Source organism: Rubrivirga halophila (genome assembly GCF_046845755.1).
Classification (GTDB): domain Bacteria; phylum Bacteroidota; class Rhodothermia; order Rhodothermales; family Rubricoccaceae; genus Rubrivirga.
Window position 1 is genome coordinate 18,715 of record NZ_CP177357.1, and the last position, 20,350, is coordinate 39,064.

At 73.2% G+C, this 20,350-nt stretch carries 20 protein-coding genes and 1 pseudogene; 13 read left to right on the top strand and 8 right to left on the bottom strand.

Annotated elements, in window-relative coordinates; all coding sequences use genetic code 11:
- Positions 1-22: 22 nt before the first annotated feature.
- Entirely contained in the window at positions 23-433 is a 411-nt protein-coding gene (locus ACLIRP_RS00070) for a hypothetical protein (RefSeq protein WP_412061909.1), read from the bottom strand.
- Entirely contained in the window at positions 430-657 is a 228-nt protein-coding gene (locus tag ACLIRP_RS00075; RefSeq protein ID WP_412061910.1) for a hypothetical protein, read from the bottom strand. Before ACLIRP_RS00075 ends, ACLIRP_RS00070 begins: the two co-directional genes overlap by 4 nt.
- A 125-nt stretch (positions 658-782) precedes the next feature.
- On the opposite strand from ACLIRP_RS00075, the pseudogene ACLIRP_RS00080 reads away from it, so the two are divergent.
- From ACLIRP_RS00080 to ACLIRP_RS00095, 4 genes and pseudogenes are all read left to right on the top strand, one after another.
- Positions 783-998: pseudogene (locus tag ACLIRP_RS00080) on the top strand (hypothetical protein); the annotation flags it as partial.
- Between the two features lie 1,640 nt (positions 999-2,638).
- Positions 2,639-5,098 carry a prolyl oligopeptidase family serine peptidase gene (locus tag ACLIRP_RS00085; RefSeq protein ID WP_412061911.1) on the top strand — a complete coding sequence of 820 codons (2,460 nt, stop codon included), beginning with the start codon at positions 2,639-2,641 and terminating at the stop codon, positions 5,096-5,098.
- 25 nt (positions 5,099-5,123) lie between these two features.
- Entirely contained in the window at positions 5,124-5,843 is a 720-nt protein-coding gene (locus ACLIRP_RS00090; RefSeq protein ID WP_412061912.1) for a queuosine precursor transporter, read from the top strand.
- Positions 5,844-6,040: 197 nt separating this feature from the next.
- On the top strand, positions 6,041-7,558 hold the full coding sequence (locus ACLIRP_RS00095; RefSeq protein ID WP_412061913.1) for a SulP family inorganic anion transporter: 1,518 nt from the start codon (positions 6,041-6,043) through the stop codon (positions 7,556-7,558).
- Between the two features lie 214 nt (positions 7,559-7,772).
- On the opposite strand, the gene ACLIRP_RS00100 is transcribed toward ACLIRP_RS00095, so the two are convergent.
- The 5 genes from ACLIRP_RS00100 to ACLIRP_RS00120 form a co-directional block, all read right to left on the bottom strand.
- Entirely contained in the window at positions 7,773-9,977 is a 2,205-nt protein-coding gene (locus ACLIRP_RS00100; RefSeq protein ID WP_412061914.1) for a TonB-dependent receptor, read from the bottom strand.
- A gap of 85 nt (positions 9,978-10,062) precedes the next feature.
- On the bottom strand, positions 10,063-10,428 hold the full coding sequence (locus ACLIRP_RS00105; RefSeq protein ID WP_412061915.1) for a hypothetical protein: 366 nt from the start codon (positions 10,426-10,428) through the stop codon (positions 10,063-10,065).
- A gap of 80 nt (positions 10,429-10,508) precedes the next feature.
- Positions 10,509-11,309, bottom strand: a complete 801-nt coding sequence (locus ACLIRP_RS00110; protein ID WP_412061916.1) for an META domain-containing protein — start codon at positions 11,307-11,309, stop codon at positions 10,509-10,511.
- Between the two features lie 54 nt (positions 11,310-11,363).
- The gene (gene tsaD / locus ACLIRP_RS00115; RefSeq protein ID WP_412061917.1) at positions 11,364-12,407 is read right to left on the bottom strand and encodes a tRNA (adenosine(37)-N6)-threonylcarbamoyltransferase complex transferase subunit TsaD; all 1,044 of its coding nucleotides are present in this window, start codon (positions 12,405-12,407) and stop codon (positions 11,364-11,366) included.
- Between the two features lie 57 nt (positions 12,408-12,464).
- Positions 12,465-13,259: a DUF5666 domain-containing protein gene (locus ACLIRP_RS00120; protein WP_412061918.1), complete on the bottom strand. Its 795-nt coding sequence runs from the start codon at positions 13,257-13,259 to the stop codon at positions 12,465-12,467.
- Between the two features lie 164 nt (positions 13,260-13,423).
- On the opposite strand from ACLIRP_RS00120, the gene ACLIRP_RS00125 reads away from it, so the two are divergent.
- Both ACLIRP_RS00125 and ACLIRP_RS00130 read left to right on the top strand, forming a co-directional pair.
- The gene (locus ACLIRP_RS00125; protein ID WP_412061919.1) at positions 13,424-14,563 is read left to right on the top strand and encodes a phosphopentomutase; all 1,140 of its coding nucleotides are present in this window, start codon (positions 13,424-13,426) and stop codon (positions 14,561-14,563) included.
- A 123-nt stretch (positions 14,564-14,686) separates the two neighbouring features.
- Positions 14,687-15,550, top strand: coding sequence for a hypothetical protein (locus ACLIRP_RS00130; RefSeq protein WP_412061920.1), 864 nt, complete (start codon positions 14,687-14,689; stop codon positions 15,548-15,550).
- Here the strand turns inward: ACLIRP_RS00130 and ACLIRP_RS00135 are convergent.
- A complete protein-coding gene (locus ACLIRP_RS00135) occupies positions 15,547-15,885 on the bottom strand; it encodes a hypothetical protein (protein ID WP_412061921.1) in 339 nt (112 codons plus the stop codon). The two genes, ACLIRP_RS00130 and ACLIRP_RS00135, sit on opposite strands and share 4 nt — an antisense overlap.
- A 56-nt stretch (positions 15,886-15,941) precedes the next feature.
- Here ACLIRP_RS00135 and ACLIRP_RS00140 point away from each other — a divergent pair, with 56 nt between their 5' ends.
- The 7 genes from ACLIRP_RS00140 to ACLIRP_RS00170 all read left to right on the top strand — a co-directional run bounded on the left by ACLIRP_RS00140 (position 15,942) and on the right by ACLIRP_RS00170 (position 20,343).
- On the top strand, positions 15,942-16,346 hold the full coding sequence (locus tag ACLIRP_RS00140) for a hotdog fold thioesterase (protein WP_412061922.1): 405 nt from the start codon (positions 15,942-15,944) through the stop codon (positions 16,344-16,346).
- Positions 16,343-16,768 carry a DUF6314 family protein gene (locus ACLIRP_RS00145; protein ID WP_412061923.1) on the top strand — a complete coding sequence of 142 codons (426 nt, stop codon included), beginning with the start codon at positions 16,343-16,345 and terminating at the stop codon, positions 16,766-16,768. The genes ACLIRP_RS00140 and ACLIRP_RS00145 overlap by 4 nt, the downstream gene beginning before the upstream one ends.
- A 36-nt stretch (positions 16,769-16,804) precedes the next feature.
- Positions 16,805-17,107 carry a EutN/CcmL family microcompartment protein gene (locus tag ACLIRP_RS00150; protein ID WP_412061924.1) on the top strand — a complete coding sequence of 101 codons (303 nt, stop codon included), beginning with the start codon at positions 16,805-16,807 and terminating at the stop codon, positions 17,105-17,107.
- Entirely contained in the window at positions 17,104-17,379 is a 276-nt protein-coding gene (locus ACLIRP_RS00155) for a EutN/CcmL family microcompartment protein (protein ID WP_412061925.1), read from the top strand. Before ACLIRP_RS00150 ends, ACLIRP_RS00155 begins: the two co-directional genes overlap by 4 nt.
- A 164-nt stretch (positions 17,380-17,543) precedes the next feature.
- A complete protein-coding gene (locus ACLIRP_RS00160; RefSeq protein ID WP_412061926.1) occupies positions 17,544-18,716 on the top strand; it encodes a DUF3103 family protein in 1,173 nt (390 codons plus the stop codon).
- Between the two features lie 77 nt (positions 18,717-18,793).
- Positions 18,794-19,507 (top strand): hypothetical protein, encoded by a 714-nt coding sequence (locus ACLIRP_RS00165; RefSeq protein WP_412061927.1) that lies wholly within the window; start codon positions 18,794-18,796, stop codon positions 19,505-19,507.
- Between the two features lie 131 nt (positions 19,508-19,638).
- Positions 19,639-20,343: a hypothetical protein gene (locus ACLIRP_RS00170; protein WP_412061928.1), complete on the top strand. Its 705-nt coding sequence runs from the start codon at positions 19,639-19,641 to the stop codon at positions 20,341-20,343.
- The last annotated feature ends 7 nt before the right edge of the window (positions 20,344-20,350 follow it).

Below are 20,350 nucleotides of genomic sequence, written 5' to 3' on the forward strand. Positions count from 1 at the left end.
GACGGGGGCGTGCGCGCCGGCGCTACGAGCGGCCGCTGGCGGCGCCGATGGCGAGCCCGGCCAGGAACGCCAGCCCGACGCCCGCCCACACGGCCTCGGTCGGGGGACGGATCTCAAGAGTGTCCAGCCCGACCGCCGTGGCGATCCGCCCGGCTTGCGCCGAGGGCCCGGCCGCGAGCACGCTCCGCCCGCCGACCGTCACCTCGACGTCGACCCCCAGGGCGTCGAGCGTGTCGGTGACAGCGCGGACGAGGCGACGGCCCGGCCGGTTCGCCTGGAACAGCTGCCACGCCGTCGACGGGGAGTCGACGGCGACCGTGACGCGCTCGCCCCGGCCGCGGATGGCGACCGGGTGGCCGTCGACGGTCAGGTCGAGGTCGGCGTCGACCAGGATCTGGCGGCGGGGCGCCCAGTCGGGGGGCGGGCCGCTCACTTGGCCGCGCCGCCGTGCTCGGGGTCGCGCGTGCGGATCCGGAGCGTGCCGTTCATCGTCCACTTGGCGTGCGTGGCCTGCGGGCCGGTGCCGCTGGGGACCTCGACGCCGAAGTCGTCGAACTCGTACTCGATCTCGGCGTTGCGGCCGGTGAGCTTGTCGTAGAGGCCGATGGCCAGTTCGGGCCAGGACTCGGTCTGCTGAGGGGTGCTGTCGGTTGCCATGAGAGGGCGGGGAGAATGGAGGGCTCGAATGGGCCCGGTTCGGCGCGGTTCGGGCGCGGGCGAAGAATGAGGCCGTTCCCGACGGCGCCGTGCGGGTCCCCCTTCCCGCTCCGTTTCTTCGGCCTATGGACGTGTCCCTCCCCCGTGACGAGACCGAGGCCGGGCTGGCCGACCGGCTGGCGGCGTCGCCGGCGGGCGCGCGGCGCTACGCCGTCAAGGCGCTGTGGCGGACGGTCCAGGGCGAGGGCGCGCAGGCCGGGCGCCCGGCCGTGTTCGTCCGGCTGGCGGGGTGCAACCTGTGGAGCGGCTTCGAGGCCGACCGCCAGCGCGACGCGGCGCGGTCCCAGGCGAGCTGCCCGACGTGGTGCTTCGCGCCCGAGACGCCCATCCTGCTCGACGACTACTCCCAGCGGCCGATCGGGGAGGTCCGTGTGGGGGACGCCGTGCTGGCGACGACGAAGCCCGAGGCGGGCCGGGTTCGGCTGGTCCGCGCCGAGGTCACGCACGTCCAGCGGAGGCAGGCACCTCTTGCCGCCCTCCGGTTCGACACCGGCGTGGTCGCCGGGACGCCAGACCACCGCGTCCTCTGTCGGCCGAGCCGCTCGCGCGAGCGGACCGGGTTCGTCCCTGCTCGGGAGGCGGTCGGGCGTCGGACGTACTCGCTCTTCGGGGACGCCGTCCCGCCCCTCGCCCGGACCGACGAGTGGTGGCGGGGGTGGCTGGCCGGGATGGCCGCGGGCGACGGGTGTTTCTGGACGCTCCGCAAGCGCGACCGCGTTCGCCTCGTCCCGTACGACCGAGCCACTCCCCTCGTGACTCGGGAGCGGGGTTACCGCCGGTTCCGGCTGGCGCTCGCGGACGGCGCGCTCGTGGACGACTTCGCGTACCACGCGTCGCGGCTCGGGTTCGGCGACTTCCGCTACGGGGTCCACCGCGGATCCGGTTTCTCCGACCGCCCGCTCCGGTGCGTGCACCTCACACGGCCCAAGGCCGTCGAAGCGCTCGAGACCTTTCTCGCCGAAGGCGACGCGCCGAGCGACGCCTACCTGCGAGGGTTTCTCGGGGGGACGTACGACGCGGAGGGCTCGCAGCGGGCTCGGGGCCTCCACCTCTGCCAGCGCCCGTCGGTCAATCGGGATCGGATCCGACGGGCGCTCGACCGGCTCGACGTGTCCTACACGGAGTCGGCCGGTCAGTTTTCGATCTACGGGCAGGCGGCGTTCCGATTCCTCGCCCTCGCCATGCCGCGGCTGGCCCGCAAGCGCGACCGCTTCCTCGGCCGCGACCTGAGCCAGTCGCCCGGGTCCCTCCTCGCGGTCGACGAGACCGGCGAAGAGGGGACGGTGGTAAGCCTGACCACGACGGCCGGGACGTACGTCTTGGGTTGCGGGCAGGTCGTCAAAAACTGCGACACCGACTTCACGCCCCCCGGCGCCGTCAAGCTCTCGGCCGCCGACCTCGCGAGCGCCGTGGCGCACGCAGGCGGGGCCGTCCGGTTCTGCGTGCTGACGGGCGGCGAGCCGCTCCTGCAGGCCGACGGCGCCTTGATCGCCGCGCTCCACGCCCAGGGCTTCGTCGTGGCCGTCGAGACGAACGGCACGCAGACACTCGCGGACGCCTTCGGCGACGGCCCGCGCCCCGACTGGGTCGTGTGCAGCCCCAAGCTGGCTGAGGACCGCCTTCCGCTGGAAGTGTGCGACGAGCTCAAGCTGGTCGTCCCCGACTACCGGCCCCAAGCGTTCGGCGCGCTCGCGGCGCGCGTCCGCCAGCAGCCCGACGGGCGGCGGTACCTCTGGCTCCAGCCCGAGGACGGGCCCCGGCTGGCGGAGGCGACCCGGCTGGCCCTCAACCTGTGTTTCGAGGACCCGCGCTGGCGGGTGTCGGTCCAGACCCACAAGGCGCTGGGCGTGGACTGAGCCGCAGGCACGCCGCCGGCTGCGGAGGGCCCGGCTATACTCTGGAGACCCGACCGACCGACCCGATGCGCCTCGCCCCGCTCCTCGCCGTCCTCCTCGTCGTCGCGCCCGCCGTCGCGCAGGACGACCCACTCGCGTACCAGACGCCCGCACCCGAGCTGGCAGCCCTCGTCGACGCGCCGCGAACGCCCGCCGTGTCGCTGTCGCCCGACGGCGCGACGATGGCGCTGCTGGCGCAGGCGAGCGCCCCTCCGGTCGCCGAGCTGGCCGAGCCCGAGGTGGGACTGGCGGGCGTCCGCGTCAACCCGCGGACGACCGGGCCGAGCCGCGCGCGTGGGTACACCGGCGTCACGCTCCGCCCCGTCCGGGGCGACGACGAGAGCGCGGTGACGGGCTTTCCGGCCGGCGTCCGCCTGCGGAGCCCGTCGTGGAGCCCCGACGGCGCGGCGATGGCCGTGCTCGTGGACCGTGCCGACCGCGTCGAGCTCTACGTCGTCGACGTGGCGACGGCGCGGGCGCGGCGGGCCACCGAGCACGCCATCAACGACGCGGCGCCGGGCGCGTCGGCCGCGTGGTTGGGGAGCGACCGGCTCGCCGTCCGGACCGTCCTCGCCGGCCGCGGCGAGGCTCCGGCCGAGTCGACCGTCCCGACCGGCCCTGTCGTGCAGGAGTCGACCGGCGCCGCGGCCCCGGCGCGGACGTATCAGGACCTGCTGGCGAGCCCGCGCGACGAAGCGCTCTTCGACTACTACATGACGAGCGAGATCGTCGTTGTCGAGCTCGACGGGGCCGAGCGCGGGGTCGGCCCGGCGGGCGTGGTCACGGCGATGCGGCCGTCGCCGGACGGGCGGTACCTGCTCACCGAGACGCGCCACCGGCCGTACTCGTACCTCGTCCCGTGGTACCGCTTCCCAAACCGCGCCGACGTCTGGGACCTCGCCAGCGGGGACTTGGTGGCGACCGTCGACGACGCCCCCCTCGCCGAGCGCGTGCCGATCGCCTTCGGGTCGGTCCCGACGGGCCCCCGGTCTTTCGAGTGGCGGGCCGACGCGCCGGCCACGCTCGTCTGGGCCGAGGCGCAGGACGGCGGCGACGCCGGCGCCCCCGCCGAGGTCCGCGACCGGCTGATGACGCTCGACGCCCCCTTTGCGGGCGAGCCGGCCGTGCTGGCGACGCTGCCGCTCCGCTTCTCCGGCATCACCTGGGGCGACGACGACACTGCCATCGTCGAGGAGTACATGTGGCAGGATCGGACGCGCCGGGCCTACGTGCTCGACCCGTCGGCCCGGACCCTGCGCGAGCTGTTCACGGTCTCGTTCGAGGACCGCTACGGCGACCCCGGCCGGCCGATGACGAGGGCGAACGCCGCCGGGCAGGACGTCCTGGTGCTCGACGGCGACGCCTCGTTTTGGAGCGGGCAGGGCGCCTCGGCCGAGGGCAACCGCCCGTTTGTCCGCCGCCTCGACCTGGCGACGGGTGAGAGCACCGAGCTCTTCCGGTCCGACGCCCCGTACTACGAGGTCCCCGTCGACTTTCTCGGCGACCCCGGCACGGTCCTGCTGACGCGGCGCGAGACCGTCACGGACCCGCCGAACTACGTCGCCCGCGACCTGCGCACCGGCGAGGCCGAGGTGCTCACGCGGTTTGCGCACCCGTACCCCGAGCTGGCGGCCGTCCAGAAGGAGACCATCGAGTACGAGCGCGAGGACGGCGTCCCGCTCTCGGCGACGCTCTACCTGCCGCCCGGCTACGACGCCGCGCGCGACGGCCCGCTCCCGACGCTCGTCTGGGCGTACCCGACGGAGTTCAAGAGTGCCGACGCGGCCGGCCAGCGCTCCGACAGCCCCTACCAGTTCACCTACGTCAGCTACTGGGGCGCCGTCCCGTTCGTGACGCGGGGCTACGCCGTCTTGGACGACGCCTCGTTCCCGGTCGTCGGCGAGGGCGCCACGGAGCCCAACGACAGCTTCCGCGAGCAGCTCGTGATGAACGGCCGGGCCGCCATCGCGGCCGGCGTCGCGCGCGGCGTCGTCGACCCGGACCGCGTGGCCGTCGGGGGCCACAGCTACGGGGCGTTCATGGTCGGCAACCTGCTGGCGCACTCGGACCTGTTCCGCGCCGGGATCGCCCGGTCGGGTGCCTACAACCGGACGTTGACGCCGTTCGGCTTCCAGCGCGAGGAGCGGACGTTCTGGGACGACCCGATGCTCTACGTCGGCATGAGCCCGTTCATGCACGCCGACAAGATCGACGAGCCGATCCTGCTCATCCACGGCCAGGCCGACAACAACCCGGGCACGTTCACGCTCCAGTCCGAGCGGCTCTACGGGGCGCTCAAGGGGCTCGGCGGGACGGCCCGGCTGGTGCTGCTCCCGGCCGAGAGCCACGGCTACCGCGGCCGTGAGTCGCTGCTCCACATGCTGTGGGAGGAGGACCAGTGGCTCGACCGCTACGTCAAGACCGCCGGCCCCCGCGACTCGGCCGGCCTCGGCACCGAGGTCGGGGAGGCTGGGGGCGGGCGGTAGGCGCCCGGCGCGGTAGACTCGGCCCATGCTCGTCCTCACGCGCCCCCAACGCGTCTTCGTCGTCTGCGCCGCCGTCTTCCTGACGGCGCTCGTCATCGCGGAGGCGACGGCGGGCAAGTTTTTTACGGCGTTCAGTCTCCCCGTCGCGGTCCGGATTCTGGGCGTCGAGTTCCCCAGCGTCGTCATGACGGCCGGCGTCATCGCGTTCCCGGTCACGTTCATCGTGACGGACGTGATGAACGAGTACTTCGGCAAGGCCGGCATCCGGTTCGTGACGTACGTCGGGCTGGCGATGGTGGTGTTCGCCTTCGGCCTGTTGCAGATCGCACTGGCGGTGCCGACCGCCCCCAACTCGCCCGTCCCCGACGCCGCCTTCGCCGCCGTCTTCGGGACCACGAGCCGTGTGATCGTCGCCAGCCTCATCGCCTACCTCATCGGGCAGCTCGTCGACATCTCGCTGTTCCACTGGCTCCGCAAACTGACCGACGGCCGCCACCTGTGGCTCCGGGCGACCGGCTCCACGCTGGGGTCGCAGTTTCTGGACACGTTCGTCGTGCTCGCGATCGCGTTTGCGGGGCAGCTCGCGCTCGGCGAGATCGTCGCGATCACCCTCTTCAACTACGGCTACAAAGTCGTGATCGCCGTCGCCATCACGCCGCTCGTGTACGCCGCGCACGCGCTGATCGACCGGTATCTCGGACACGATCTGGCCGCCCGACTGGAAGAAATCGCCGAGGCCGGCTAACCCGTCACCGCCCGTCCGTGCGGGCGGTGTGAACTGGAAGGGCTTCCGGCGCAGAAGTCGGGAGAAGACGGGCCCAAACTCGGCGAAGCGCTGTAGCAGCGGGTAATTTCAGGGTGTGCGGCACGGTTGGTGCCGTCGCTACAGGACTCGCGCCCGGTGCGCGGGTCCTTTTTGTTTCGACGCATCCCCGAGTCCGCGTGACGCTCCGCCTGCCCGCCTCCCTCGACCCCGCCACGCTCCGCCACGAGTGGTTCGGCAACGTCCGCGCCGACCTCCTCGCGGGCGTGGTGGTCGCCCTGGCCTTGATCCCCGAGGCCATCGCCTTTTCCATCATCGCCGGCGTCGACCCGAAGGTCGGGCTCTACGCCTCGTTCGTGATCGCCGTCACGACGTCGTTCGTGGGCGGCCGGCCGGGCATGATCTCGGCCGCGACCGGCGCGATGGCGCTGCTGATGATCACGCTCGTCCGCGACCACGGCCTGGAGTACCTGTTCGCCGCGACGATCCTGACCGGCATCATCCAGTTCGCGTTTGGCGCCTTCAAGCTGGGCCGGGCCATGAAGTTCGTCCCGAAGGCCGTGATGGTCGGGTTCGTCAACGCGCTCGCGATCCTGATCTTCATGGCGCAGCTCCCGCAGTTCGCGGGCCAGGGCTGGATGATGTACGCGTTCGTGGCCGCCGGGCTGGCGATCATCTACGGCCTGCCGCGCCTCACGACCGTCGTCCCCTCGCCGCTCGTCGCGATCGTCGCGCTGACGGGTGTGAGCCTGGCGCTGTCGGGCGGTTGGGGCCTCAACACGGTCGGCGACATGGGCGCGCTGCCGACCGAACTGCCGGTCTTCTCGATCCCCTCGACTGGGCTGGGCTGGGAGACGCTGTCGATCATCTTCCCGGTCTCGTTCGCGCTCGCGCTCGTCGGGCTCATCGAATCCCTCCTGACGGCCCAGATCGTCGACGAGCGGACGGACACGGACTCCGACAAAAACCGCGAGGCGCGCGGGCAGGGCATCGCGAACGTGATCTCGGGCTTTTTCGGCGGGATGGCCGGCTGCGCGATGATCGGCCAGTCCGTCATCAACGTCACGTCCGGCGGGCGCGGGCGCCTGTCAACCTTCTCGGCCGGCGCGTTCCTGCTTCTGTTCATCTTGGTGCTTTCGGACTGGCTCGTCTTGATCCCGATGGGCGCGCTCGTGGCCGTCATGGTGATGGTGTCCATCGGCACGTTCGACTGGAGCTCGATCCCGGCGATGGCGAAGGGCAAAAAGTCCGAGTCGTTCGTGATGCTCGTCACGGTCGCCGCCGTCGTCATCACGCACGACCTGTCGATCGGCGTCCTCGCGGGCGTCGTGCTGAGCGCGCTGTTCTTCGCGCGCGAGGTCGCGAATCACGCGTTCATGGAGATGGAGGAGGACCACGGGCCGCTCGGCCGGACCCACACTTACGCCGTCACCGGCTCGCTCTTTTTCGTGACGGTCCAGGGCTTCCTGGCCACGTTCGACTACCAGGAGGACGTCGACCGTGTGGTCATCGACCTGTCGAAGGCGCACGTCTGGGACGGCTCGGCCGTCGACGCCATCGACCGGGCCGTCCTGCGGTTCCGCCGACGCGGCGTCGAGGTCGAGGTGATCGGCCTCAACGACGCGAGCCAGTCGCTCCACGACCGGCTCGCGGTCCACGACAAGCCGGGCGCCCTCGCCGCCGTCGGCGGTCACTGACACACGCCCGCCTCGGGGACGCCCGCGGGAGCCACCGAGGCGGGGCGCCCTAGGCTTTGTGCGGAAACGTCGCAGCCGTCATCCTGAGCGTCAGCGAAGGATCTCAACGCGGGGCCACTCGCCTAGACAGCCGGCCCCTACGGCCCGGAACGTCGGCGTCGAGATCCTTCGCTGACGCTCAGGATGACCACGGTGGTGGGTTTCCGCGCAGGTCCTACAGCGACAGCTTGACGCCGCCGTTCGCGATGAACCCGTCCGTCGGCGCCCAGACATCGGCGAACGTCGGGGACGCGCGCGAGCCGAGGACGACCGGGCCGTAGTTCGTCTGCTGCGTGTCGAGCAGGTTCTCCAGGTTGAGGAAGACGCGGGCCGGGCCGACGCGCCACTCGCCCATGATGCCGGTCACCCAGTAGCCGTCCGTGCGGCCGCCGTCGGGGAGGTCTTGGGCGCTGGTGTAGTACGCCTCCAGCCCGATCCGGCCCTGGCCGTGGCGCTCCCACACGAGCACGGAGTACGTCTTGTGGGCGGGCGTGAGCGGGACGCGGCGGCGCACGATCCCGTCGGCCGGGCCGATGGCGGCCTCCGTCGCGCGGAGGTAGACGTACCCCAGGAACAGCTTGAGGTCGCCGAGCCCGAACCGGGCGTTCGTCTCCGTCCCGCGCGACCACACGGGGCCGTCGGCGTTCTGGTAGCGGAGCACGTCCGGGTCGCCCTGGAGCTGCGAGGCCGCCGGGACGAGCGCGTCGTCCAAGCGCGTCGCGAAGACGGCCTGGTTGAGCGACAGCGTCACCCGGTCGCCCAGGACGGTCCGGACGTTGAGGTCGACGGTTCCGCCCGCCGAGGTCTCGGCCTCGACCGTCTCGTCGAGGGGCCGGACGCCGCGGAACGCCCGGCCTTCGGACGGTTCGAGAAAGACCGTCGGGGCCTGGTAGCCGAGCCCGGCCGTCGCGCGCAGCGCCACGCCGTCGGCGACCCGGACGAGGGCGGACGCGCGCGGCAGCACGAACACGCCGTACGTGTCGTGCCAGTCGCCCCGGAGCCCGAGCTCGACCGCCAGCCGGTCGCCGACGTCGCGGGTGTCCTGGACGAACGCGCCGACCGTGAGGTGATCGTCGTCCAACTCCGGGCCGACCGCGTCGCGCTGGTCGAAGGCGTCCGTGCGGAGGTCGAGGCCGACGACGACGTCGTGGGCGTCGTGGTCGACGAGCGCCGAGACCTCGGCGTACGTCGACACCTGGGTCCCCTCGAACCGGTACTCGGGGAGGGCGAGGCGGCGGTCGAACGCGCTCGCGCTCTGCTTGGCGGTCAGCGTGACGGCGTCGGAGAGCGCGTGGTCGAGCCGGAGCTGGGAGGTGAGGCGGAGGCTCTCGCTGTGCTCGGTGTAGCCGGCCGCGCCGTCCTCGATGACGGCCACGTCGCCGCCCTCGCGGTCCTCGACCGTGCCGGAGAGCCCGCCCCACAGCGCCGTCGCGTCGGAGAGGTAGGCGTAGACGCGCGGGGCGACGGTCAGCCGCCGCGTGCGGGGGAGATTCGTAAAGGCGTCGCCGTCGCCGTCGTACGCGCCCTGTCCGTTCGCCGAGGCCAGGAGCGTGTAGCCGAGCCGCTCGTTCCGGCCGGCCAGGAAGGTGCCGACGTCGACGCCGCCCGCGCTCGTGGCATTCACCAACACCGACCGCTCGGGCGCACCCAGGCGGGGCTCGCGCGAGACGAGGTTGACGAGCCCGGCGATGGCGCCCGCGCCGTACAACGTCGACGCCGGGCCCTTGATGACCTCGACCTGACGGAGGTCGAGCGGCGGGACCTGGAGGAGCGAGAGCCCGCCCGAGAACCCGCCGTAGAGCGGGAAGCCGTCCTTCAAGAGCTGGGTGTAGCGGCCGTCGAGCCCCTGGATCCGGATCGACGCGTTGCCCGAGACCGCCGAGGTCTGCTGGACGACGATCCCCGGCGACTCGTTGAGGAGCATCGTGATGTTGGACGGGTCCATCGACACCTTCTCGTCGATCTCCTCGCCCGCGATCGTCTCGACGCGCGTCGGCAGGTCGGCGATCGTGCGGCTCGTCCGGGTCGCGGATACGACCACGTCGTCGAGGGCTTCCTCATCTTCTTCGAGCGCCACCTCGAGGGGCGTGTCGTCGGGGCGGGGAAGCGTGGCGCGAACGGTCGCGGGCTCGTAGCCGATAAACGAAACGGTGAGCGCGAGGTCACCGGCCGGGAGGTTGGTCAGCGTCGCCAAGCCGTCGGCATTGGCCGAGGCGCCGATGGGCGTGCCGTCGGCGTCAAACACGACGGTCGCGCCGGGGAGCGGGGCGCCGCTGTGCTCGTCGGTCACGCGGACCGAGAGGGCGTGCTGGGCGGCGGGGGCGCTGGCGAACGCCAGCAGGAAGGTGAGCCCGACGAGGGCTCGGAGGGGGGACAGCATGGGGTCGGAGGGGCGCCGCACGCGCGAGCGGCGGGCGGCGGAGGTCTGGCAGGGCAGGGGGAACCAGGCGCGATGCGCCCGGCCGTCAGGTCGACGGCGTTCCCTGCGGCGGATGCCAGACGGCGTCGACCGCGTCGATGCCGGTGGGCCCCTCCGACGGGACCCGGTGCCGTGTGTCGCGCTCCGCCTCGGCCGGCCGGTCGACCGGCGGCGCGTCGGCGACGCGCTTGCCGCAGGACACGCAGGCGCAGCAGCCCCCGGTCGGCGGGCACGGCTCGCCCGGCGGGCACGGGTGCGCCGGAGACTCGGCCGCGATCTCGCCGCAGCAGTCGTCGGCGGGCCCCGCGAGCCACACCGCCTCGGCGCTCGGCGTGTCCGTCTCGGTCGCGGCCGTCCCGCTGGCGGGGAGGCCGGCGACGGCGGCGAGCAGGGCGAGGAGGACGGCGAGCATCGGCGGCAAGATCGGGCGGCCCGGCGTCGGCGGCTGCTGAGGGTTCGGGAAGTCCGGCCACCGCCCGCCGCCGAGGTGGGCTAGGGGCGGACGAAGACGGCCCGGGTGCCTCGTCGGGTGTGGATCACCAGGCGGTCGTCGTCGGCCTCGACCTCGCCCCCTTCGAGGCCGTCCGGGCCGGTCCACTGCCGGTCGTCGGGCGCGCACGCTTGGTCGTCGTGGGAAAAAGACGACACCGAGAGGCGGTCGCCGTCGAGCCGGTACTCGCCGGTGAAGGTCACGCAGCGGGCGCCGCCACGGTAGGTCCCGTCGGGCGCGAAGGCGACGTGGTAGCGCGCGGCCGGGCCGCCGTAGGCGTTCGTCACCGTCGACGCCGCCGGGTCGAGCTGCCAGCGGCCGGTGACGACCGCCGTGGAGTCGACGGGGCGTACGGGGCGCGGGACGAACGCCAGCCGCTCGACGCCGAGCGAGTCGAGAAGGCGCAGCCGGCCGTCGGCGATGCGCAGCGTCCGGGCGGCATTCAAGCGGGTGTGGAGCGAGTCTGAGATGTGGTCGCCGGGCGGGCCGCAGGCCATCGCGTTGGACATGATGCCGCCGCCGACCCGGAAGCGCTCGCCGTTGAGGGTGTAGCCCACGCCGAAGTCGTTGCAGCCGTCGTAGCCGCCGAGCGACCGCCAGCCGGTCTCCATGAGGTCCCACGGCTCGTCGGAGAACCCGAGGGTGAGGAGCCGGGGGGTCGTGAGGGAGTCGCCGTCGAGGGCCGCGAGCCGCCACTCGGTGCCGAGCAGCGGGACCGCCTCGGGAGCGGCAGACGGTGGCCCGGGTGAATCGGACGGCTGGCAGGCGGCGAGGGCGAGCAGCGCGACGGCGAGCAGGCGCATGGGGCGGGCGGGGGCGTCGCCCTCCAACGCGCGGCGGTCCCGGATAGGGTGTCGCTAGAGCGCCAGGCTCGGGTCGATGCCGACGTCGAGGCCGGCGGTGTGGCCGGCGGCCCACTTCGCGGCGGCCGTCACGGCGATCATCGCCGCGTTGTCGACCGAGTGGGTGGGGTCAGGAATAAAGACCTCGAACCCGTCGCTCGCGCCCGCCTCCGTCATCGCCGCGCGCAGGCCGCGGTTCGCCGAGACGCCGCCGACGACGGCGACCGCGCGGACGCCGGTTTGCTCGACGGCTTGGCGGACGCCCGCCACGAGCGCCTCGACGACGACGCGCTGGAACGAGGCCGCCACGTCCGCCCGGTGCGCCTCGACGGTCCGCTCGCGCGCGCCGTCGCCCAGATCCGCGAGCCAGTAGCGGACGGCCGTCTTGATGCCGCTGAACGACAGGTCGAAGAGGGCGTCGCCGCGGCGGCCCTTCGGCCCCAGGCGCGGGCTCGGGAGGCCGAGGAACGTGGCGTCGCCCTCGGCCGCGAGCCGGTCGATGTGGGGGCCGCCGGGGTACGGCAGGCCGAGCAGCTTGGCCACCTTGTCGAACGCCTCGCCCGCCGCGTCGTCGCGCGTCCGGCCCAGCTCGCGGTGCTGGAACCCCTCCTCGACGAGGGTCAGCAGCGTGTGGCCGCCGGAGACCGTCAGGCACAGGAACGGCAAGGGCGGCCGGGGCTCGGCGATCATCACCGAGTACACGTGGCCCTCCAGGTGGTTGACGCCGATGAGCGGGACGCCCGCGCCGAGCGCCAGCCCCTTCGCCACGCTCAGCCCGACGAGCAGCGAGCCGGCCAGCCCGGGCCCGACGGTCACGGCGATCGCACCGACGTCGCTCATTCCGAGCCCCGCCTCCGCCAGCGCGGCCCGGACGGTCGGCACGATGAGCTGCTCGTGGGCCCGGCTCGCGTGCTCCGGCACGACGCCGCCAAAGGCCTCGTGGATGCGCTGCCCGGCGACCACGCTCGACGCGAGACGGCCGCCGACCCAGAGGGCAGCGGCCGTATCGTCGCACGACGTCTCGATGGCAAGGATCGGGGGGAGGGCGGGAAGGTCCATGCCCCAAGCTACCCGGCCGGCGGGGGGAGCCCGTGCCCCGCCCGCCGACCGGTCTAGCTAGTCGTCATCGCCGTCGTCGTCGTCATCATCGTCGTCGTCATCATCGTCGTCGTCCTCATCGTTCTCGACCTCGATCTCGGTCGCGAACAGGACGCCGTCGGCGTCGAAGACGCCCTCGACCTCGACCCGGTCGCCCACCAGGAGGTCGGCGAAGTCCAGGTCGTCGATCTCGGTGTCCGCGTCGACCACGAAGGTCAGGCCGGCCACGACGACCTCGCCGTCGGCGAGCGCCTCGATCCGGCCCTCGACCTCGACCTCGTCGTCTTCGTCGGCGTCGTCGGCGTCGAACTCGATCTCGTCGGCGACCAGGAGGCCGCCGTCGTAGGCGCCCTCGACTTCGACGACGTCGCCCACGGCGAGCGCGTCGAGCGAGACGAGCGCGTCGTCGAGTTCGATCTCGGTGTCCGTCGTGACCTCGAACGTGAGGCCGCGGACGGTGACGCTGGCGGCGTCGAGCGCCTCGATCGCGCCGCGGACCTCGACCTCGTCGCTGCCGGCGTTGCCGCGGAGCGCGACGACCCGGCCGGCCCCCCGCTCGCGGACGGCGCCGTCGACGACGACGGTGACCTCGAGCCCGCCGTCGGCCGCGGCCTGGACGGCGAACGTGGCGGCCGACGAGGTCGCCGTAAAGGGGAGGGCGACGGTCTGGGCGGGGCGGCCGTCGGTCGAGACCGAGGCCGTGGTGGCGGTGCCGGTGGCGCGGACCTGGTACTCAACGGACGGATCAGACCCGACGGCATCGCAGCCGACCAACAGGGCGGCGAGGAAAAGGACGGTAAGGGGGGAGCGCATCGGAATGGTGTGGTGGGGAAGCGGGTCGAGTATCGGCGGACAGGGTCGATAACGCCTGAGGAACAGGTGAGGACTGAGTTACGGGGCCGAAATGACCCGTTCTCATTCCGTCCCGGCGCGGGCGCGGCGATCTTGTGGCCGCCCCCTCCGGTTTCCCCTGACCCATGTCCCTCTACATCACCATCGTGCTCGACGGCGCCGGCGTCGGCGACGGCCCCGACGCCGCGGCCTACGGCGACGCCGGGGCCGACACGCTCGGGCACGTCGTCCGCCAGCAGCGCCCCGCGCTCCCGCACCTGACGCGCTGGGGGCTGGGGCACCTCGTCGACGGGCTCGAAGCGGTCGCGGCGCCCGTCGCGTCGTGGGGGCGGCTGACCGAGCGCGCCGCCGGCAAGGACTCGACGACGGGTCACTGGGCCCTCGCCGGGCTCGTGCTCGAAACGCCGTTCCCGACGTACCCCGACGGGTTTCCGGACGACGTGGTCGCGGCGTTCTGCCAGGCCGCCGGGGTCGACGCCATCCTGTCGAACGCGCCCGCCAGCGGGACGACGGTCATCGCGGAGCTGGGCGCTGAGCACCAGCGGACGGGCCGGCCCATCGTCTACACCTCGGGCGACAGCGTCTTTCAGATCGCGGCGCACGTCGACACGATCCCGCTCGCGGATCTGTACCGGATGTGCAGGGTCGCGCGCGAGCAGGTGATGGTGGGCGAGCACGCGGTCGGGCGCGTCATCGCGCGGCCCTTCGAGGGCGTGCCCGGGGCGTACGAGCGGCTCTCGGCCAAGCGCAAGGACTACTCGCTCCTGCCCCCGGCGCCGACGCTCCTCGACCGGCTTCAAGAGGCGGGCGTGCGGACGGTCTGCATCGGCAAGATCGCGGCGCTGTTCGGGGGGCTCGGCGTCGACGTCGAGACCAAGACGGCGGGGAACGCGGACGGGATTGAGAAGACGCTAGCGGCGATCGGGGAGGCCGCGGCGTCCGATCAGCCCACGTTCATCTGGACGAACCTCGTGGACTTCGACGAGCTCTACGGCCACCGCCGCGACGCGCCGGGGTACGCGGCGGCGCTCGACGCCTTCGACGCCGCGCTGCCGGATCTGGAGGCCGCGCTGCCCGCGGGCGCCGTGCTCACGCTGACGGCCGACCACGGCAACGACCCGACGTACTCAGGCTCGGACCACACGCGCGAGCGCGTCCCGATCCTGCGCTTCGACGGGACGCCCGGCCGCGACCTCGGGACGGCCGACTCGTTCGCCGCACACGCCGACGACGTGGCGGCGCACTTTGGCATCTCGCTGGCGTAGCCGATTCGTCGGCGACCGCGATTGTGAACTTGAGGGCAGCGTCCGCTAGCCCGGAACCGCAGGATCCGGCGGCGTTGACGGGCGGCTCGATCCCCGAGCGTCGGCTCCCTCGCCCCCAATCCCATGCGCCTCGCCGCGTTCGCCTTGCTGGCCGCCACGGCCGCCTCCGCCCAGACCGAGTGGCGCGAGACGCCCGCCGCCGGGTTCTCCATCGACGCCCTCACCGCCGTCGGCGGCGAGGCGATGGTGGCGACCGACGAGACCGGGGAGCTCGTGGGGTCCATCGACGTGCGGTCGTCGGTGCTGCTGGTCGCGGGCCGGGTGCCCGTCGGGGCCGGCTGGGCGGTGCGGGCCGAGCTCCCGCTCGCGTACGCCAGCTTCCGTGGCCCCGACGGGGTCGGTGGGCGGTACGACGAGTCCGACGCGGCGATCGGCAACCCGTACCTCGGCGTCGAGGTCGACGTGCGGCCGGGGCTGGTGCTGGGCGCGGGCGTCCGGCTCCCGCTCGCCAACGACGTGAACACCACCGAGGGCTTCGGCTGGCAGGGCGGGCTCGGCGCCGACATCGAGCGGTTCGAGGCGTACGTCCCGGAGGTCCTGACCGTCTCCGGCGCGGCTGACGTCGTCCGCGCGCTGAGCCCGTCGGCCCGGCTGCGGCTGCGGCTCGCGCCGGCCATCGTGGTGGACGTGGCCGACGGCGAGAACGTGAGCGGGCAGAGCGGGACCGGGGTCCTGCTCGGCTACGGCGTGCAGGGCGAGGTCGACGTCCGGCCGGTCACGCTGCGCGCGGGGCTCGTCGGGCGGCCGCACCTGACGGGCGACCGGTTCGAGGTGTTCGAGACGACGGCGACGGCGCTCGCGGGCGCGACGGTCTCGGTGGCCGGCGTCCACCCGGGCGTGTCGGTCCGCGTCCCGCTCGACCGCGACCGGTTCTACCTCGACCCCGCCGCGACGGTCGGGGTCACCCTCGACGTGCCGATCCGCTAGGCGGGCGCCTCGGCCTTGGCCTTGGCGATCGTCGTGCGGATGGACCGGGCGGTGCTCCACGCGCCGAACGCCACGAGCAGGGCGACGAAGCCGTAGACCCACAGCGGCACGTTCTCGCCCGCGATGATCAGGTAGACGTAGGCCGAGACGAAGCACGCCCCGGCCGCCAGGATCGGCAGGACGGGGCTCTTCCTGGCGCGGACGTTGCGCCCCAGCCACGCCAGCGACGCGAAAAAGAGCGGGATGGCGCCGACGTAGATCCCGCCGAAGACGAGGGGGTCGACGCCGTACGCGGCGCCGAGGCCGAAGAACCACTCACGGAGACCGTCGAACATCAGGGGGCTTGGGGCGCGAGCCCGTAGACTACCCACCCTGCCGCCGTCTTTCGCCGATGCCCTCCCTCGCCGACTTTCCCGACCGCCAGACTCTGGGCGACACGCTGGGCATCGAGGTGACCGAGGCCGGGCCGGAGCGGTGCGTGGCGACCATGCCCGTCGACGGCCGGCACCACCAGCCGCTCGGCTACCTCCACGGCGGGGCGACCGTCGCACTCGCGGAGACGGTCGCGAGCGTCGGCGCGTACCTCGCCGCGCCGGAGGGCCACACGGCGTTCGGGCAGGAGATCAACGCCAACCACCTGCGGTCGCTGAGGGAGGGGCTGCTGACGGCCGTCGGGACGCCGGTCTACGTGGGGCGGACGAGCCAGGTCTGGGGGATCGAGGTGACGGACCAGGACGGGCGGCTGATCTGCGTCAGCCGGTGCACGCTGGCGGTCGTGCCGGTGCGGGCGGAGTGAGCGCGGCGGAGATGCTGGCGCGGCTCGCGCGCGCGGCGACGGCTCGCGTGGAGGTGTCGTCGGAGGCCGGCGTGTCGGGGACGGGCGCGGGGACCGTCCAGGCGACCCGGGAGGGCGGCGTGGTCGTGCTGGCGGAGGCGGGCGAGTGGGCGCCAGCGGGGGGGCGGGCGATGCGGTGGCGGGCGTCGTCGCGGTGGCGGGCCCAAGGCGCGGCGCTGGCCGTCGAGCACGTCCGGCAGGGGACGCCCGCGCGGGCGGTGCTGGACTGGGCGGACGGGGCGTGGGTGGGGAGGGAGCCGCACGTGTGTGGGCAGGATCTCTACTCGTGCACGGTCCGGCCGGACGGCGACGCGCTGGCGGTCGCGTGGACGATCTCGGGCCCGTGCAAGGCGGCCCGCGTGGTGACGCGGTACGCCGGGTAGCGCGGTCGGTACCTTGCGCCCCCCCCTCCGAACAACATGCTCCTCGGCCAGGTCATCGGCACCGTCTGGGCCACCCGGAAAGACCCCGGGCTGGTCGGGATGACGTTCCTGATCGTCCGCGAGGTGGACCTCGACGGCGTGCCGCTGGCGACGGTCGTGGTGGCCGCCGACGCCGTCGGCGCGGGCGTCGGCGAGACCGTGCTGGTGGCCCAGGGCTCGTCGGGGCGGCAGACCGAGGTGACGACGGGCAAGGCCGTCGACGCGGTCATCATGGCGATCGTGGACCGGCTCGACGTGGCGGACCCGGCGTCGCTGCCCCAAGCGACGGCGCAGGCGTGAGGCTGGGCCGCGTCATCGGGAGCCTGTGGGCGACCCGCAAGGACGCCTCGCTGGAGGGCCGGCGGATGCTGCTCGTCCAGCCCCTGCGCGCCGACGGCTCGGACGCGGGCCGCCCCACGACCGCACTCGACACCTGCGACGCGGGGCCCGGCGACACCGTCCTGTTCGTGACCTCGTCGGAGGCGGCGATCCCGTTCCAACCCGAGCACGCGCTGACGGCGACGGACGCGACGATCGTAGGCGTGGTGGATCCGACGGCGTCGGGCGCATAGTCTTTGCACACCAGGGGTTGGCCCATCAGGCGGAGGACGGATGGGGGACCGGACGCAGAGCGATTGAGGCGTGGGGCATGGGGGATTGCACTGTGTGTGGAATAGTGTGTGGTCCGTCCCCGGCCACACGGGCCGAGGGGTGACTTCCCCCTTTCCCCTCTCACATGTTTAGAGGACTCCCTGCTTTCCACGCGTGGCCGCTGGCGGCCGCGCTCGTACTGGGGCTCGCCGCGTGCGACACCGCCGGCCCCGCCCTTCCTGGGGCGCCCGCCCCGACGACGGCATCGCTCTCCGCGGCCGACCGAGCCACCAACGACGCGCTCGTCGGGTTGGCGCAGATGCTGGCGGCCGGGCTCAACGACCTGGCCTTGCGGCAGGCGGTCGTGAAGGGGGCGGAGGCCCGCTTCAACGGCGCCCCCGAGATCCTGTACCGAGACCTGGCCAAGGCGGACGTCGGCGGGACGACGTTCGAGAGCGCGATGCTCGCGTCGTTCGCGAACACGAACTCGCTCGTTGAAGGCACGAGCCTGCTCAATGAGGCCCGCAAGACCGGCCCGACGCTGACCGTCGGCGTCCCGGTCCACCTCGACTCGTGGAACGTCCGGCGCCGGGCGCCGATCGTGGCCTACATGCCGGCGGGCGTCGACGACGTGGACCTCGAGTACGTGCCGGCCTACCGGCCCGACGGCCACCGCATCCGGCTCTCGGCCAAGGAGCCCCCGCGCTACCCCGTCGTGGTGGTCTCGTTCAACGAGCGGACCGACGCCGAGGGCACGCCGCTGCAGGGCTACATCGCCCCCGAAGGGCTCGAGCCGCCTCCGTGCGAGGTCGGCGAGGAGCTGAACCAGTTCTGCGGCGGCGGCGGCGGTGGCGGCGGTGGCGGCACGCCGACGACCCGGACCTCCCCGCACACCGAGGTCCTCGAGTGGGTCAACGTGCTCGACGACCGCGAGCCGTGGATCAAGGAGCCGGCCGAGATCCGCGTGCAGGTCATCGGGGCGTCGAACCCGACGGCGTTCGTGTACAACGGCACCATCGGCGACCCGGAGCCGGAGCACCAGCGCCACACGCTCAACCGGTTCCTGTTCAACTGGTACCCGGAGAACAGCGGCTTCTTCAACGGGGTCCGCTGGTACGAGGAGGACTCGGGCGCGACGATCGGGTTCAACGTGAGCCTGACCGGCCAGGTGGGCACCAACCCGCAGGCGCGGGCGACCGTCGGATTCACGTTCTCGTGGAAGGACGGCTCGGACGAGATGGGCTCGGCGCCGGCCAACTTCGCCGACCCGCTCTCGACGGCCTACAACACAGGCTGGATCGAGTGGAGCTTCAAGTAGGCCCTGGCCGTGGCGGAGCGGGGGCGAGACGTCCCCGCTCTGCGCGGCTCGATCTTCGCCATCGACGTCCCGAGTCCATGCCCCGTTTCGCGCTCCACGCCCTGCTCCTGGCCGTCTGTGCCGTCGCACCTGCGTCGGCCCAACCGACCGTCTCGGCCGTCGGTGGCCGGACGGTGTTGACCGGGTTCGGCGGGCCGGCGGCGGTGGGCGGCGTGGCGGTCTCGCGGTCGGTCTCGCGCGTCGTCGATCTCGACGTGCTGGTCGAGGTGGCCCGGTCGGCCGAGGAGACCGACGCGGCGCTGCTCTTCCGGTCCGACGCGACGTGGCACGTCCGGCGCCATGCGGTCGCCGCGCTGGGGGCGACGGCGTACCCGCTGCAGGGGCGCCTCCTGGGGGCCGACCATCGGCTGGGCACGAGCGTGGCGCTCAACGGGCGGCGGCGGGACGACCGGCTCCACCAGGGCACGTTCTCGCCCCTCTACTTCGACAGCCAGCCCGAGGGGTTCATCGACGTCGCGGCAGCCGAGTGGGAGGCGCTGGGCCCGGGCTACGAGGCGCGCGTCCTGTCGGTGGCCGCCGACGGGCCGGGGACCGTCGCCGGCGACCACCTGGCGCTGATTTACCCCAGCACGGCGTGGGAGATCGGCGCGTCGGCGGGGGTGGCCTACCAACTCGGGGTCGGGCGCGCGACGCTGGGCCTCCGGGCGGACTACCGGCGGTTTCTGGACCAGCCGGTGAGCGAGGGCACGCACGCCTTCGACGCGACGGTCCGCGTGGGCGTGCGGCTGTAGTAGCGGGGCGGACGCCCCGGGCCAGACGTGAGCCGGTGTGGCGAGATCTGCGAATTCGTTCGGGACGCCGTCGGCGGCGGAACAACGGGGTGCATTGGCGTTCGAGGGGCCGCTGTTTCCACCCTACGCAGATGCCCCGTTTTTCTTTGTGCTCTCGCCTGGCACTGACCGGCCTCGCCCTCCTGCTGGCCCCGTCCGGTGGGGCGCAGACGACGGTGTCGGTGCTCGGCGGGATGGCCCGGTTTACCGGCGACGGCGGGCCGGCGCCCGTGGCCGGTGCGGCGGTGACCGTCGCGCTGTCGCCCCGGTTCGACGTCGACGTGATGGCTGAGGTGGCCGGGTCGTCGGAGACCTCCGACGCGGCGTTGCTGGCGCCGACGCCGACCGAGTGGAACACGCGACAGCACGCGCTGGCGGCCGCCGGCGCGACGGCCTATCCCGTGCGGGCGGAGCTGGGGGGGGCGACGCACCGGGTCGGGTTGGCGGGGGGGCTGGTGGTCCGCCGCCGCGACGACGACCTGCACCACCTGACGTTCTCGCCCGCGTTTTTCGCCGAGCGCCCCGCCAGCCGCATGGCGGAGACGGCCGCGGCGTGGGCGGCAAACGGCGAGGGGTTCACCTCGCGCGTGCTGCGGACGGAGGAGGGCGAGCACCTGGCGTTGACGTACCGCGAGCGGAAGACTGAGGTGGGCAACACCATCGGGGCCGTGTACGAGGTGGCCGTGGGCCGGGCGGTCGTCGGCGTCCGGGGCGACTTCCGGTGGCTGCTCGGGCAGCGGGTGACCTCGGGGACGCAGGCCCTCGACCTGACGGCCCGGGTGGGCGTGCGGCTGTAGGCCTCCG